The sequence below is a fragment of the uncultured Veillonella sp. genome, assembly GCF_963522475.1.
Taxonomy (GTDB): Bacteria; Bacillota; Negativicutes; order Veillonellales; family Veillonellaceae; genus Veillonella.
Genome location: NZ_CAUQYW010000007.1, coordinates 53,400 through 69,431 on the forward strand (window position 1 = coordinate 53,400; position 16,032 = coordinate 69,431).

Annotated in this window: 7 protein-coding genes; 3 read left to right on the forward strand and 4 right to left on the reverse strand. The window is 39.0% G+C overall.

The features are described from left to right. The first annotated feature begins 2 nt into the window (after positions 1 to 2). Complete coding sequence (gene pfkB / locus RWP19_RS05575) at positions 3 to 917, forward strand: 1-phosphofructokinase (RefSeq protein WP_295209703.1); 915 nt, start codon at positions 3 to 5, stop codon at positions 915 to 917. Positions 918 to 950: 33 nt separating this feature from the next. Continuing rightward, the gene (locus RWP19_RS05580) at positions 951 to 2,918 is read left to right on the forward strand and encodes a fructose-specific PTS transporter subunit EIIC (RefSeq protein WP_314356788.1); all 1,968 of its coding nucleotides are present in this window, start codon (positions 951 to 953) and stop codon (positions 2,916 to 2,918) included. 202 nt (positions 2,919 to 3,120) lie between these two features. Here RWP19_RS05580 and RWP19_RS05585 read toward each other — a convergent pair whose 3' ends face one another. After that, on the reverse strand, positions 3,121 to 9,639 hold the full coding sequence (locus RWP19_RS05585) for an ESPR-type extended signal peptide-containing protein (protein WP_314356789.1): 6,519 nt from the start codon (positions 9,637 to 9,639) through the stop codon (positions 3,121 to 3,123). A gap of 770 nt (positions 9,640 to 10,409) precedes the next feature. On the opposite strand from RWP19_RS05585, the gene RWP19_RS05590 reads away from it, so the two are divergent. Then, positions 10,410 to 13,388, forward strand: coding sequence for a subtype B tannase (locus tag RWP19_RS05590; RefSeq protein WP_314356790.1), 2,979 nt, complete (start codon positions 10,410 to 10,412; stop codon positions 13,386 to 13,388). Between the two features lie 176 nt (positions 13,389 to 13,564). On the opposite strand, the gene cysK is transcribed toward RWP19_RS05590, so the two are convergent. From cysK to ahpC, 3 genes are all read right to left on the reverse strand, one after another. Further along, positions 13,565 to 14,500 carry a cysteine synthase A gene (gene cysK, locus RWP19_RS05595; RefSeq protein WP_314356791.1) on the reverse strand — a complete coding sequence of 312 codons (936 nt, stop codon included), beginning with the start codon at positions 14,498 to 14,500 and terminating at the stop codon, positions 13,565 to 13,567. 15 nt (positions 14,501 to 14,515) lie between these two features. Next, the gene (locus tag RWP19_RS05600; protein ID WP_295210022.1) at positions 14,516 to 14,965 is read right to left on the reverse strand and encodes an Rrf2 family transcriptional regulator; all 450 of its coding nucleotides are present in this window, start codon (positions 14,963 to 14,965) and stop codon (positions 14,516 to 14,518) included. A gap of 362 nt (positions 14,966 to 15,327) precedes the next feature. Further along, positions 15,328 to 15,891, reverse strand: coding sequence for an alkyl hydroperoxide reductase subunit C (ahpC, locus tag RWP19_RS05605; protein ID WP_314356792.1), 564 nt, complete (start codon positions 15,889 to 15,891; stop codon positions 15,328 to 15,330). Positions 15,892 to 16,032: the final 141 nt, after the last annotated feature.

Here is a 16,032-nt window from a genome sequence, read left to right on the forward strand (position 1 = left end):
GTATGATTTACACCATTACCTTTAACCCAGCCCTCGATTATATCGTACGTCTTAATCACCTCAAGACGGGAAGCATTAATCGTACCACTCAAGAGTACGTTCTTGGGGGTGGCAAGGGCATCAACGTATCCATCGTACTCAACAATCTGGGTATGGATACAACGGCACTCGGTTTTATTGCCGGCTTTACAGGTGAAGAAATCGTTACGCAGCTCAATAGGTTCGGCGTAAAAGAAGATTTCATTCGCCTCCGAGAAGGTTTAACTCGCATCAATGTTAAGGTGAAAGCCTCTGATGAGGAAACAGAAATTAACGGTCGTGGCCCAATCATCTCTAATGACGAATTAGAATCCCTCTACAAACAGCTTGATACATTAACTGAACAAGATACATTAATCCTTGCTGGCAGTATTCCTGCTAGCTTACCAAGTGATATGTACGAGCTCATTATGGAGCGCTTACAACATAAAAAAATTCGCATTGTCGTAGATGCTACAAAAGACCTGCTGACACGGGTCTTACCATACAAACCATTCATGATTAAGCCTAATAATCATGAACTTAGCGAAATCTTTGGTCGCACACTCTCTACTCAGGATGACCTTGTAGCGGCGGCTAAGGCCTTGCAAGAGAAAGGCGCACAACATGTGCTTATCTCTATGGCTGGTGATGGAGCTATCTTGGTCGCAGCTGATGGCACTGTATATACGAGCCCTGCCCCTAAAGGAACCCTTGTAAATTCTGTAGGCGCTGGCGATTCTATGGTAGCTGGGTTTATTACAGGCTTTGAGAAAACGGGCGATTTACAAGAAGCCCTCTACTGGGGCATCTCCAGTGGCTCTGCCTCCGCTTACTCTGAAAATCTCGCTACACTCGTAGAAGTAGAAGCGCTACTTTCACAAGTACGAGTTAACTAGTTTTATATTTTATTTGCATCAAGGAGTTTATATATGCAAATCACTGATTTATTAAAACCTCAATCCGTCCTGCTGAATGCAGACCCTGTTACAAAGGCTGACGCCATTTACACCTTGGGCGAGTTAATGGAAAAAGGCGGCAACCTCATCGATAAAGGTGAGTACTTATCAGCCGTTTTTGCTCGTGAAGAATCTGGCTCTACTGGTCTTGGTGACGGCATCGCTACACCACATGCTAAATCCGCAGGCGTAAAAGAAGCAGGCCTCGCAGCTATGGTTGTACCTCACGGCGTAGACTTTGAAGCACTTGACGGTCAGCCATCTCGATTATTTTTCATGATTGCTGCCCCTGAAGGCGCAGCTGACACTCATGTAGAGGTATTGAGCCAATTAGCTATGATGGTTATCGACCCTGATTTCAAAGAAGCCCTCATCGCTGCTCCTACTGTAGAACGTTTCTTGGAACTCGTAACAGCTAAAGAGCAAGGTAACTTTGACCCTTCCGTTGAAGGTTTCATCAAAACTGCAGAACCGCCAGCAGAGGAAACTGAAGCATCTGATGCTAGTACAGCAGCTGCAGCAGTTGAAAAAGTCACTGTAGACAACCCACATTACGATGTATTGGCTGTAACTGGTTGCCCTACTGGTATTGCTCATACCTACATGGCTGCTGAATCTTTAGAACGGAAAGCCAAAGAAATGGGCATTTCCTTAAAGGTTGAGAAAAATGGTGCTTCTGGTGTTAAAGATGCTCTTACAGCAGAAGAAATTGCTCATACTAAATGCATTATCGTCGCGTCTGACCGCCAAGTAGAAATGGGGCGCTTCAACGGAAAGCCTATGATTCAAACTAAGGTTGCAAACGGTATCAATAAAGCAGAAGAGCTTTTAACAGAAGCCATGGCTGGCACAGCAGCTGTATACCAAGCATCTGCGGCAGACCGCAAAGCTGCAGAAATCGCTGCTAGCGCATCTGACAGTGTAGGTCGTCAAATCTACAAACATTTGATGAATGGTGTATCTCACATGTTGCCATTCGTTATTGGTGGCGGTATCTTGATTGCCCTTGCATTCTTATTCGATACATTAGATCCTGCGAATCCTAAAAACTTTGGCTCCGGCAATCCTCTTTCTGCATTCTTAATGCAAATCGGTGGCGCATCCTTTGGTTTCATGTTACCAGTATTAGCTGGTTACATCGCTATGAGTATTGCTGACCGTCCAGGTCTTGTAGCTGGTTTTGTTGGTGGCTTATTGGCTAACCAAGGCGGCTCTGGTTTCCTTGGTGCATTGATTGCCGGCTTTGCTGCAGGTTATTTGGTATTATTAGTTAAAAAATTAGTCTCTGGTTTGCCGCAAGCATTAGAAGGCACAAAACCAGTTCTCTTCTACCCTGTACTCGGCGTATTATTCATTGGTTTAGCCATAACCTTCGTAATTAACCCTCCTGTATCCGCACTTAACCACTGGTTAATGGACTCCTTACAATCCATGGGCACTACTAGCCGCGTATTGTTAGGTCTCATCTTTGGTGCTATGATGTCCGTTGATATGGGCGGTCCTGTAAACAAGGCAGCTTACGTTATCGGTACAGGTGCGCTTGCGACTGGTGAATACGGTATCATGGCTGCTGTAATGGCAGGTGGTATGGTTCCTCCGTTGGCAATCGCTCTATGTACTACATTCTTCCCTAGCCGCTTCACAGAGGCTGAACGCAAATCTGGTATCACAAACTACATCATGGGCCTCTCCTTCATCACAGAAGGCGCTATCCCATTTGCAGCGGCTGATCCAGTTCGCGTATTACCAGCTTGCATCATCGGTGCTGGTACAGCTGGTGCGTTATCCATGTTCTTCGAATGTACACTACGCGCTCCACATGGCGGTATCTTCGTAGTACCTACAATCGGTAACCCTCTTCTTTACCTTGCATCCATCGCAATCGGTTCTGTTATAGCTTGTATTATCTTAGCGCTACTAAAACCAAGCCTAAAAAAATAATTGTAAAAACTAGTGTAATACTAGTACATATGACAAAAGGACTAGAACACTAAAGTTCTAGTCCTTTTCTTATATAAAACCCCCTATGCCAATAATGACATAGGGGGTTTTTAGTTTGCATATTAGACTGTAACCTAACACGCTCTCTAATGTAATTATACTCTACTATAGTAACAGTACTCTATTAAAATAGTACTATCTATTAAGACATTTTAGTAAGTAATTGATTTACCATAGCTTTTAAGTCATTAATCTCAGATTGTTGTTGATCTAATTTGAGTTGTTGTTCATCAAGTTTAGATTTTTGTTGTTCATTTTCAGAACGCAATTGAGTTACTTCATCTTGCATTACATAGATAGAGCTAATTGGGCCAGCTTTGTAGCGCTCAGGAATAGCATCTTTTCTCTCACGACTGCCACCAAATTTATGAGTTACACCTGCATTAATCATATTATGATTGGATCCAAGAGTAACACCTATATTGAACATAGTATCCTCAGTTTTATAATGAGCAATACCAATTGCACCAGCCGTTTCACCACGATAATTACCAATACCAGCCATAATTTGTGTTGGCTCTAATGGATCATATTGGATTGGTTTCAATGCTGCCATAGCCGCCGCATGAGCACCAACACGTTGTGTTTCAACACCAACACGGTTAATAGCTTCTTGTAAACCAGCTTGAGTATTTTTCAATTGGCCAACATTTACTGCATCTGTATCAGCTGTACCAGGTGCTACACCATGAATTTGGTTGCCTCCGTTGTTCAAGCCGTCTACAGTAAGGGATACAGGGCTAGCTGCCGTATTTGCAGGAGTGATAGTCATACCTGCACCGTTAACTGTTGTAGAGTTACCAGCTGCATCTTTTACAGTTGTACCTGCAGGAGTAATCTTAGTGGATTCACCATTTTCATCACCTACAGTTACGCTATTAAGACCTTTCAAGTCTTTAGCCAAGCTGTATGTGAAAGTAGCTTTATCTTGTTTAACTTCAAGGTTATCACCAGCTTGGAATTTAACAGTATCGCCACCTTGTACTTTTTCTACAGTACCGCCAGCTGCAGTTACATTCCATGCAGAAAGATCTTTAACTTGTTGTTTACCAGCATCTGTTAAGTTACTCAAATCTTGGTTTCCTGCATTATCGATTTTTGCTTTAGTTGCATCATCAATCTTAACAGTTACGTCTTCACCATTAGCTACAGTTGTTAAACCGTTGTCGCCTTTAATGTTGAATTTCACATTGTCTGTGCTCAAGGATTTTTCATCAGTAGAACCAGTGTTACCACCTAAAGAAATCTTACGAGCGATAGCTGCTGTATTTGTATCGATTTGAGCTTTATTTGCTGCAATATCACCAGCATTTTTAGTGATGTTATCTTTATTTGCTGCTACTTGGTCATCAACTTGTTTCAATTGATCTTCAGTTGCTGCACGACCACTTACAGGCTGTGTTTGACCTGGGACCCAAGTTGTATTAGTTAAACCAGTTACTTGAGGAGTTTCTACACCATTTGTAGCCTTAACTTTTGGAGCTGTAATAGTGTCGTTAGCAGTTACAGTATCAAATGTTACATCTTTATTTGTAGCAATAGTGAAATCTTTGCCATTTTGTGTAATGGAGATGTTTTTACCATCAATAAACTTAACTGTGTTACCACCTTCAACTTTTTCAGCAGCGTTACCATTAGCTACTACATTCCATGCAGATAAATCTTTAACTTTTTGTTCACCAGCTGGAGTCAAGTTGTTCAAATCTCGAGTTGCCGCATTATCAATTTGATTTTTTGTAGCATCATCTAATTTAACAGTTACATCGTCGCCATTAGCTTCAGTAACGATACCATTTTGTCCTTTAATATTGAATTTCACATCGTCTGTGCTCAAGGATTTTTTAGTTGTATCACCATTATCGCTACCTAAATAGATTTTACGAGCGATAGCTGCTGTATTTTTATCAATATTGTCTTTATTAGTTGCAATATCCCCAGCATTTTTATTGATAGCGTCTTTGTTAGCAGCAATATTTCCTTTATTTGCTGCTACTTGATCATCAACTGCTTTCAATTGATCTTCAGTTGCTGCACGACCAGATACTGGTTGTGTTTGACCTGGTACCCAAGTTGTATTAGTTAAGCCACTCACTTCTGGAGCTGTAATTTTTTGGTTTACAGTAACGTTATCGAATGTTACATCTTTCTTAGTCGCGATTGTGAACTCTTTGCCATTTTGTGTAATAGAAACATTATCACCATCGATGAATTTAACTGTATCGCCACCTTGAACCTTTTCAGCAGTGCCATTATTAGCTACTACATTCCAAGCTGCTAAATCTTTAACTTGTTGTTTACCAGCAGGAGTCAAGTTACTCAAATCTTTGTCTGCTGCATTATCGATTTTAGCTTTAGTAGCATCATCGATTTTAACAGTTACATCTTCACCAGTAGCAACAGTTGTAAGACCATTTTCACCTTTTACATTGAATTTCACATCGCCTGTGCTCAAGGATTTTTCGTCTGTAGAACCAGTGTTACCACCTAAGGAAATCTTACGAGCGATAGCTGTTGTATTTTTATCAATGTTGTCTTTATTTTTAGCAATATCAGCTTTGTTTGCTGCAATATCTCCAGTATTTTTTGTAATTTTATCTTTATTGTCAGCAATATCAGCAGTATTTTTAGTGATTTTATCTTTATTGTCTGCAATGTTAGCTTTATTTTCTGCTACTTGATCATCTACAGCTTTTAATTGGTCTTCAGTTGCTGCACGACCAGATACTGGTTGTGTTTGACCTGGTACCCAAGTTGTATTAGTTAATCCAGTAACTTGAGGAGTTTCAACACCATTTGTAGCTTTTACTTTTGGAGCTGTAATAGTGTCGTTAGCCGTTACAGTATTGAATGTTACATCCTTGCTAGTAGCAATTGTGAAGTCTCTACCAGATTGTGTAATTAAGATGTTGTCACCATTGATGAATTTAACAGTGTTACCACCTAGCACTTTTTCAGCAGTATTACCATTAGCTACAACATTCCATGCAGCTAAATCTTTAACTTGTTGCTCACCTGCTGGAGTCAAGTTGCTCAAATCTTTGTCTGCAGCATTATCAATTTTACCTTTAGTATCTGTATCAAGCTTAACAGTTACATCTTCACCATTAGCAACAGTTGTAAGGCCATTTTCACCTTTGATATTAAATTTCACATTATCTGAGCTCAAAGATTTCTCAGTTGTAGTACCTGTATTACCACCTAAAGAGATTGTACGAGCGATAGCTGCTGTATTTTTATCAATATTCCCTTTATTTGTAGCAATATCATTTGTATTCTTAGTGATGTTATCTTTATTTGCGGCTACTTGATCATCAACTTTTTTCAATTGATCTTCAGTTGCTGCACGACCAGATACTGGTTGTGTTTGACCTGGAACCCAATCTATATTAGTCAAGCCAGTAACTTGAGGGGTTTCAACACCAGTTGTAGCTTTAACTTTAGGCGCTGTAATTGTTTGGTTCGCAGTTACACTATCGAATGTTACATCTTTTTTAGTAGAGATTGTGAAATCTTTACCCGCTTGTGTAATTTCGATGTTATCACCATTGATGAATTTAACTGTGTCGCCACCTTTAACATCTTCAGCAGTACCACTATTAGCAACTACTTTCCAAGCAGCTAAATCTTTGACCTTTTGCTCACCTGCTGGATTCAAATTACTCAAGTTTTTATCAGCAGCGTTATCGATTTTATCCTTAGTATCTGTATCAAGTTTAACAGTTACATCTTCACCATTAGCAACAGTTGTGAGGCCACTTTCACCTTTAATATTGAATTTCACATCGCCTGTGCTTAAAGATTTCTCTGTAGTGGAACCTGTGTTACCACCTAAGGAAATTTTACGAGCAATAGCCGTTGTATTTTTATCGATAGCGGTTTTATTATCTGCAATGTTTTGCTTATTAGTTGCAATATCACCAGTATTTTTATCGATAGCAGTTTTGTTATCTGCAATCTTTTGCTTATTATCTGCAATATCATTTGTATTTTTAGTGATGTTATCTTTATTTGCGGCTACTTGATCATCAACTTTTTTCAATTGATCTTCAGTTGCTGCACGACCAGATACTGGTTGTGTTTGACCTGGAACCCAATCTATATTAGTCAAGCCAGTAACTTGAGGGGTTTCAACACCAGTTGTAGCTTTAACTTTAGGCGCTGTAATTGTTTGGTTCGCAGTTACACTATCGAATGTTACATCTTTTTTAGTAGAGATTGTGAAATCTTTACCCGCTTGTGTAATTTCGATGTTATCACCATTGATGAATTTAACTGTGTCGCCACCTTTAACATCTTCAGCAGTACCACTATTAGCAACTACTTTCCAAGCAGCTAAATCTTTAACTTTTTGTTCGCCTGCAGGATTCAAATTGCTCAAATCTTTGTCAGCAGCGTTAGCAGCGTTGTTAGTAGCGTTATCGATTTTATTTTTAGTATCTGTATCAAGTTTAACAGTTACATCATTGCCAGAAGCTACAGTTGTAAGTCCGTCTTCACCTTTAATATTGAATTTCACATCGCCTGTGCTCAAGGATTTCTCTGTAGTGGAACCAGTGTCACCCCCTAAAGAAATGTTACGAGCAATAGCAGCTTTGTTAGCTTCTGCTTTATCGTCTGTCTTCTTCAATTGGGACATATTAACAGCATCTTTATCTGCTACACCATCAGCTACATTAGTAATCTTCTTATCACCTGCATTGATGCCTTTATCGCCATCGATTTTAACAGTTTCATTGCCTGATGCATCTTTGAAAGATGCGCTGTTCAAGCCAGTAAGATTTTTCTTTAAGGATACAGAAATCTTTTTATTGTTTCTAGCAACCGTAATATTGTCGTCACCAGAGAAATCTACAGTGTTACCTTTTTCAATTGCTTCTGGTGTTGCTTCACCATTAGCGGAAAGGTTCCATCCGTATTTATTTTGATCAATAGCCTTATTAATTGCATCAGCCACGTTAGCAGAATCTGCCATACCTGGAGTTGCTGCAGCTGTACCATTTGTAACAGCAATATCTTGCTTTTTGCCAGCAATTGTAATGTTCTTACCATTAGCTGTAGTTGTAATATATGTATTATCACCATTTACTGCTAATTTACTATTTGCAAGATTTACATCGCCACTACCAGTGTCACCTGTGAAAGCAAGATTAACGCTCTTTAATTGTGCTACGTTAACAGCATCTGTGTCAGCTGTACCAGCAGCAACATAATTGATTTGACGAGTTTGACCGATTGTACCTACTGCAACACCACCTAATGTAGATGTTAAAGTAGCACCAGTTAAGTTAGCATATGTATCAGTACGACCAGTATTAGCATTATAACCTGCTACACCTGATGCAGTACTTGCAACAGACTTAGAACCTATTGCAACACCATCAGCAGTTGTAGCACTAGCACCATCACCAATAGCAATCGCTTTATTAGCCGCTGCTGTAATGGACGCATTTGGACCGATGGCAATAGAGTTAGTTGCTTTAGCACCTGTATTATCCTCATTTGGAATATCTGTAGATTTAATAGAAATATATCTATAAGCAATTTGATTTACAATAGCCGCTAACTGAGAACCATTGATAGCATCTGTAGAAGTAGCACTTACTTCACCTGGAGCCACGTTTTTCAACTGACGTTCATATCCTGCAGAACCAAAAGATACGATATCACCTGGTAATGTTTTATCACCGCCAGCCCATTGAGCAGTAATATTATTTGGTAATGTATAGCTAGATTGTTTTGTACCTGCTTTATCTGTAGTAGAACCACCACCTAATGCAACAGAATTATCTCGGTTTGCTTTAGCACCCGTGCCAATAGCAACTGCATTTGTTACATCTGAAGTCCCTGCAAGTCGAGTCTGTGCATCAGATGCTGTACCAATTGCAATACTAGCATTACCAGAATGAGCCTTCATACCAAGAGTAACACCTGCATGTCCAGCAGTTGCAGTAGTCCATCTAGGGTTACCCAAATTTACACCGGTTAATTTTTGCACCGCTGTTTGTAAGTTTGCAGATACAGTGTTCCCATTATTAATATCTGTGTAATCAACGACTCTACCATTTGCACTATCAGTATCGTCACCACCAATAACGATAGATGCATCACCTTTAGCAAGTGTATTACCACCGATAGCAATACTTTGATCGCCCTCTACAATGGCACCGTCATTTGCAGCAGCACCACCACCAATAGCAATCCCTTGTTTACTATTTTTAACCTTTGCATTTGTACCAATCGCAATCGTAGTATTACCCTGAGCAGATGCTTTCAAACCAACAGCAACACTGGCCGTACTTAATGAGGCACCACTACTAGTAGAATATGCTCCGTTACCAATAGCAATACTGTCATGACTATCAGCATTTGCACCAGTACCGATTACAACAACATTATTTTTATTAGCTATTGCAGACTTACCTAAACCAACTGCATTTGTACCTGTAACACTAGCGCCGTTACCAAATGCAACTGCAGTCGCATTGCTACCACTAGGCACATCATTTGTTGCAAATACCAAATTAGCATTTGTCATAGCCAATGCTGCAAAGATACCAGCTACTACAATTTTCTTTTTGCCGCTATTATTCTTAGCAAGCTCAGATACTACTACATAACAGTTTTTAGATTTATTCCATATAACTTTAAATACTTTATTCATTAATCCCCTCATAAGTTAGATGATCATGTTAGTCTCTCTTAAGTTCTCTAATCATCTAAAATCCTTTGTAACTACATTAGTATTTTTAATTTTTTCGATACCGTGAGTATATAAAATTTTCGATATAGTTGCAAGTGATTTTTATCACATTTTCATCATAAATTCATTTTTAAAAAAAGCAAAAAAATAGGATACAATTAATATATTCTATTTATATTAATATTCATACATCTTTGTGATGAGTATATTTTTTCCCATAAATATTGAAAACAAAAGGGGATTATTCATCAAATCACTAAAATCAATTTAATTAAATATTCATGAAAATTAATACCATTGACTAAAAGATATATAGCTTTAAGTTATAACAATCCATTTTTTCATGTTTTTTAGAATATATATTTTAGTATTTTATGCCCTTATTTTCAGCGCAATTTGTTTACCCATTGAATAAAAACTTATAAAATTCGATGTTTTATATTATTATTTCTTATGAAATATCTATAGCAATAATATATATTCACTACTAAAAAATATATAGATATTAAAAATAAAAATAATATAAAAAGAAAATGGGTGTAGATCACAATGAGGTTATATAGAGTTAGAATTTTATTTTTGATTTATAAATATTTATATGGATAACACTAGTAATACTATCGATAAAGCTTAAAAGTATACAAATATATCGATTTATGTTAAACTATATAATTATAAATAAATTTTAAAATTATAAATTATTATTTGAAATCTAGTTCGGAGAGTAATTCATGAAATCATCTAAGAAACGTAAGGTCACAGCAGCCTTTTTTGCAGCTGCAGCGTTGGGTGGTGTTGCCCACGCAGCCCCTACCCTCAACATGAATGATTTAGTAGGTTCAAATACACCCACTGAATCAACGATGCAAAGCACTACCAATGTAGCTACTCCAGTTGTACGACCTATGACAACTCAGTCTATCCCTCAACAACAAGTGATGTATACAAGTACTACCACACAATCAGTTCCAAAGGTAACACCTTTAATACCTCGTGTGCGCCCAGTACCTGTAACAGATATAGCAAAAGCTTTATCCGATCAACAAAGGGCCGTTTCACAGCCCCAATATATTGTTAATAAACATACTAATGCTGTAATGGAACCAACATTAGCTATGCATAGCTTGATGAATGTACAACGTAAAACAGAACCTGTTACAGTTCAAAAACAAGTTGATGGTAAGCAACAAGTACAAACCACACAAGTTCAACGTACACCTGTGATGGTACAACAAGAATCTACAACACCTTTAGTAATCGCTAATACAACGCAAACTAAAGCTGTTGTGGCAAAACAGAGATTAACTATTCGCGATATTCAACGTGCAGAACGAGAAAGATTAGCGCAACTAGCTGCCGAGGAGGCTGCAGAGCAATCTGGTACAAACCAAGTTGATCAACAAATGGTTGCTCAAAAACAAGCAGAAGCTCAACGCCAATCCTCAATTCTAGCAGAGCAACAACGCCAAATGGCTATGCAAGCTGAACAGCAACGTATGGCACAACAACAAGCAGAAGCTCAGCGTCAAGCAGCTATGCAAGCGGAGCAACAACGACTAGCGGCTCAACAAGCTGAGGCTCAACGTCAAGCGGCTTTAAAAGCTGAACAAGAACGTATGACTGCAGAACAAGCTGCTCTCCAACGGGCAGAAGCTGCCGCTAAAGCTGAAGCAGAGCGCCAAGCGGCTTTAAAGGCTGAGCAAGAACGTATTGCCGCAGAACAAGCTGAGGCTCAACGTCAAACAGATTTAAAGGCTGAGCAAGAGCGTATCGCAGCAGAAAAAGCAAAGGCTGAACGTGAAGCAGCAATCAAAGCAGAACAAAATCGCATTGCTGCACAACAAGCAGAAATGGCTAGACAAGCTGCTATCAAAGAAGAACAAGAACGTTTAGCTGCTGAGCAATTAGCCAAAGAAGAAGCTGAAGCCGCTGCTAAAGCTCAAGCTGAGGCTGAAGCAAAAGCTAAAGCCGAAGCTGAAGCTGCCGCTACGGCACAAGCTGAAGCAGATGCAAAAGCTAAGTCTGAAGCAGAGGCTGCCGCAAAAGCTCAAGCTGAGGCTGAAGCAAAGGCCAAAGCTGAGGCTGAAGCCGCTGCAAAAAAACAAGCTGAAGCTAATCTTAAACAACCTCAAGAAAGCAAATTACCGCAATCTTATGTAGATGCTCGTAATGAAGCTTCCAGAAAAGGTTCTGCTGTAACGGAAGAAAAAAATATTCTTTCTCAACCAATAGAACCGCCATTACAAGCTGATGCATCTGCAAAAATTAGTCTTGTATTTGATGCGAAAAATTATGAATCCATGTCTACGACTGTAGATAATAAGGAAATCAAATATCGCGCCTTCGAATATATCCCTTACGTGGCTAATCCAATCGATATTGATCAACAGTACATGAATATCTATGTACCAGAAGAATACTTTAATAATGGCACGGTAAATGGTTACAATACGCAAACAGCCCCTATCTTCATGCCAAATGCGGTAGGTGGTTATATGCCTAGCCAAGCTATGACACCAAAAGTTGAGAACGGCAAACCTAACAGTATACTTTATGCACTATCTCGTGGTTACGTAGTGGCTTCCCCTGCTACACGGGGTCGTACTAATAAAGCCTCCGATGGCAACTTCATTGGTAAGGCTCCCGCAGTTATTGTTGACTTACAAGCTGCTACAGCATACTTACATGCTAATGACTCTACTATGCCTGGTAATGCGAACCGTATTATCACAAACGGTACAAGTGCTGGTGGTGCTGTATCCCTATTACAAGGTGCCACTGGTAACAGCTCTGACTTCCAACCATATTTGCAAGCATTAGGTGCGGCTACAGCGGCAACGAACGTATATGCAGTTTCTGCCTATGCACCTATCACAAACCTTGATGCTGCAGATATGGCATATGAATGGAGCTATAAAGGTATTACCTCTTTCAATAAAGTAACGATGGGCCAAGGCGAATTGCCTCAAGCCAACGTAGGTGGTAATACAGCTCCTCCACAACGTACAATGCAACGTGTAAACTTGAATGCTGATGATGTAGCATACTCGAACTTACTAAGTGAACACTTCCCAGAATACGTAAATAACTTACAATTACATGACTCCATGGGCCGTGTATTGAAACTAGATAAGAATGGTAATGGTACTTTCAAAAATTACGTGAAAGCATTCATCATCGATGCAGCTAATAAAGCACAAGCTAAAGGTACTGATTTATCTAAACATACATACCTTGTACGAGATAATAAAACAGGAGCAATTAAAGATATTAATTGGGAAGCTTACAACCAATTTGTAAGCCGTTCTAAAGCACCAGGAGCATTCGACTCTCGTTCTAATGACTCTGGAGAAAATAGTCTGTTCGGTACAAGTGCTACAGATAATAATCATTTTACAATTACTGCTGCATTACACGATACAACATCTAACCAAGATGTATACGTAGAAAATGCTAAAATTGTTACTATGATGAACCCAATGAACTATCTCGGTTCCCCAGCTGCGACAAATGCTCAATTCTATCGTATCCGCTATGGTACAGCTGATAGCAATACATCCGTAGCTATTCCATTAATCGTAGGAACACGTGCTCAGAACCTGGGATACAAAGTAGATATGGCAACACCATTTGGTGTAGATCACTCTGGTGACTATGATCTAGATGAATTATTTAATTGGATGGACAACATCGTTAAAAACGGTAGATAATCACAATTAAATACATACCATAACAAAAAAGGAGCTACTGTTATGTAGCTCCTTTTTCTTGTGCGTAATTAAAGATTTTTATATATATAGTACATCAAACTAAAGAAGCTCCTCACAATGAATGAGGGGCTTCTCTTATCAAGAAAGCACTAGTAGTGCCTTCATTTATTATTTCATTATGCTTCTGGGAATAATGCTGTGGACAAGTAGCGTTCACCTGTATCAGGAAGGATTACTACGATATTTTTACCTTTATTTTCAGGACGTTTAGCCAATTCTTGAGCAGCCCAAAGAGCAGCACCAGAGGAAATACCAACTAAGATACCTTCTGTATGACCAAATGCTTGAGAAGTAGCAAATGCATCATCGTTAGTTACTTGGATTACTTCATCATAAATATTAGTATCCAAAGTTTCCGGAATAAAGCCAGCGCCTAAACCTTGAATTTTATGTGGACCAGGTTTACCATTGGACAATACTGGGGAATCAGATGGTTCAACAGCTACAACTTTTACGCCAGGATTTTGTTCTTTTAAATAACGACCTGCACCTGTTAAAGTGCCGCCTGTACCAACACCAGATACATAAATATCTACAGTACCATCAGTATCTTGCCAGATTTCAGGACCAGTTGTTTTATAGTGAATTGCTGGATTTGCTTGGTTTACGAATTGACCTGCTTCGATTGCACCAGCTGTAGCTGTTACAATTTCTTTAGCTTTAGCGATGGCCCCTTTCATACCAAGAGCACCATCAGTCAAGACAAGTTGAGCCCCATAACCGAGCATCAATTTACGACGTTCGATAGACATTGTCTCTGGCATTACAATAACTACTTTATAACCAAGAGAAGCACCAACAGCAGATAAGCCGATACCAGTATTACCAGATGTTGCTTCTACAATTGTGCCGCCTGGTTGTAATTCACCAGCTTCAACAGCTGCTTGAATAATTGCTGCAGCGATACGATCTTTTACAGAGCCACCTGGATTAAAGTATTCCAATTTAGCAAAAATATTAGCATCTGCGCCATATTTTTCACCAAAACGTGTAGCAGCCAATAAAGGTGTTTTACCAATTAATTCAACGAAAGATTTTGCAATATTAGACATAATAGTCACTCCTTATTAAATAGAACCATCCCAATTGTCATATTTTGTATCAAGCTTAGCGTAAGTGCCATCAATTACATCTTGCAGCGTTACGCTTTCTAAATAATCATGAATATAATTTTGCAATCCTGCCCAGAACCCAACAGTTCGTTCATTAATTACTGTATCAGTACTCACCCCTTCATCAAGAGTTGAGATGATAGCCATGGACTCCTCCGTGGCGAGCAAAATTTCAATAATGGTGTACTCTTTAGGGCTTTTAGATAAACGATAGCCACCGTATTTACCACGAATGCTATCCACCAAGTTAGCGGCACCCAAACGAGCCACAATTCCCTCTAGGTATTTTTCAGATATACCTTGTCGTTCTGCAACAGATCGCAAGGAAACAGGTTTATCTTGTCCTTGCTCCGCTAAGTCGATGAGAACCATCAATGCATAGCGACCTTTTGTGGAAATCCTCATATATCTTGCCTCTCTTTGTAAAAGTTAGTGCTAACACACCCCATGTTAAAAAGCACTTATCCAACTTTATTCATAATTCCTTGTATATCACTAGGAATTGATTTCATTATAGACTACTAAAGTCAAAATTGCAAGAACTTATTTCCTACTTTTTCAAAAGGGTATAAGCAACACAAAAGGACCAGCCCGAAGGCCAGTCCTTTTGCGTATAGTTTGTAGTTTGTTATATGAGGTTTACCATGATGAATTGGAGAGGGTTCATCTGGTATTGGGACTTACCGTATCGTCATAAAAACGATGCGCGCCCGAATTGTCATTTGAGGAGTTGCTAGATTATTCTAGCGTTTAGGTTAATTTCTTAATTAAATTTTACCTACTAGGTCGAGACCTGGTTTCAATGTGTCTTTACCTGGTTTCCAACGTGCAGGACACACTTGATCACCATGTTTTGCTACGAATTGAGCTGCTTGTACTTTACGAACCAATTCTTCAGCAGAACGACCGATACCCATATCATGGATTTCAGCTGTACGAACGAAACCTTCAGGATCTACTACGAATGTACCACGGTAAGCCATAGCGGATTCTTCTTGGAATACATCAAAGAAATCAGCTAATTCATGTTTTTTATCAGCTAACATGTAGTACTCAATTTTGTTAATGCTTGGAGAAGCATCAGACCATGCTTTATGAACGAATTCAGAGTCACAAGACACGGAGTAAACTTCACAACCTAGATTTTTCAACTCTGCATAGGAGTTTTGTACATCTTCTAATTCTGTAGGGCAAACAAATGTGAAGTCTGCTGGATAGAATACGAAGATGGACCATTTGCCCAACACATCTGCAGTACTAACTTTTACTAATTCAGGTTTTTTGAAAGCATCTAATGTAAATTCAGGAAGTTTTTTACCAATAATAGACATGTTATGTCCTCCTTAATTGAGTTCAAATGTAACAGTTATATTATATAGGTGTACTTATCACCAAATCTATATCTATCTTTGTCTATATAATAACAAATATCATTCAAGATTGCAAGTGTTATTTTTAAATTTATCGATATA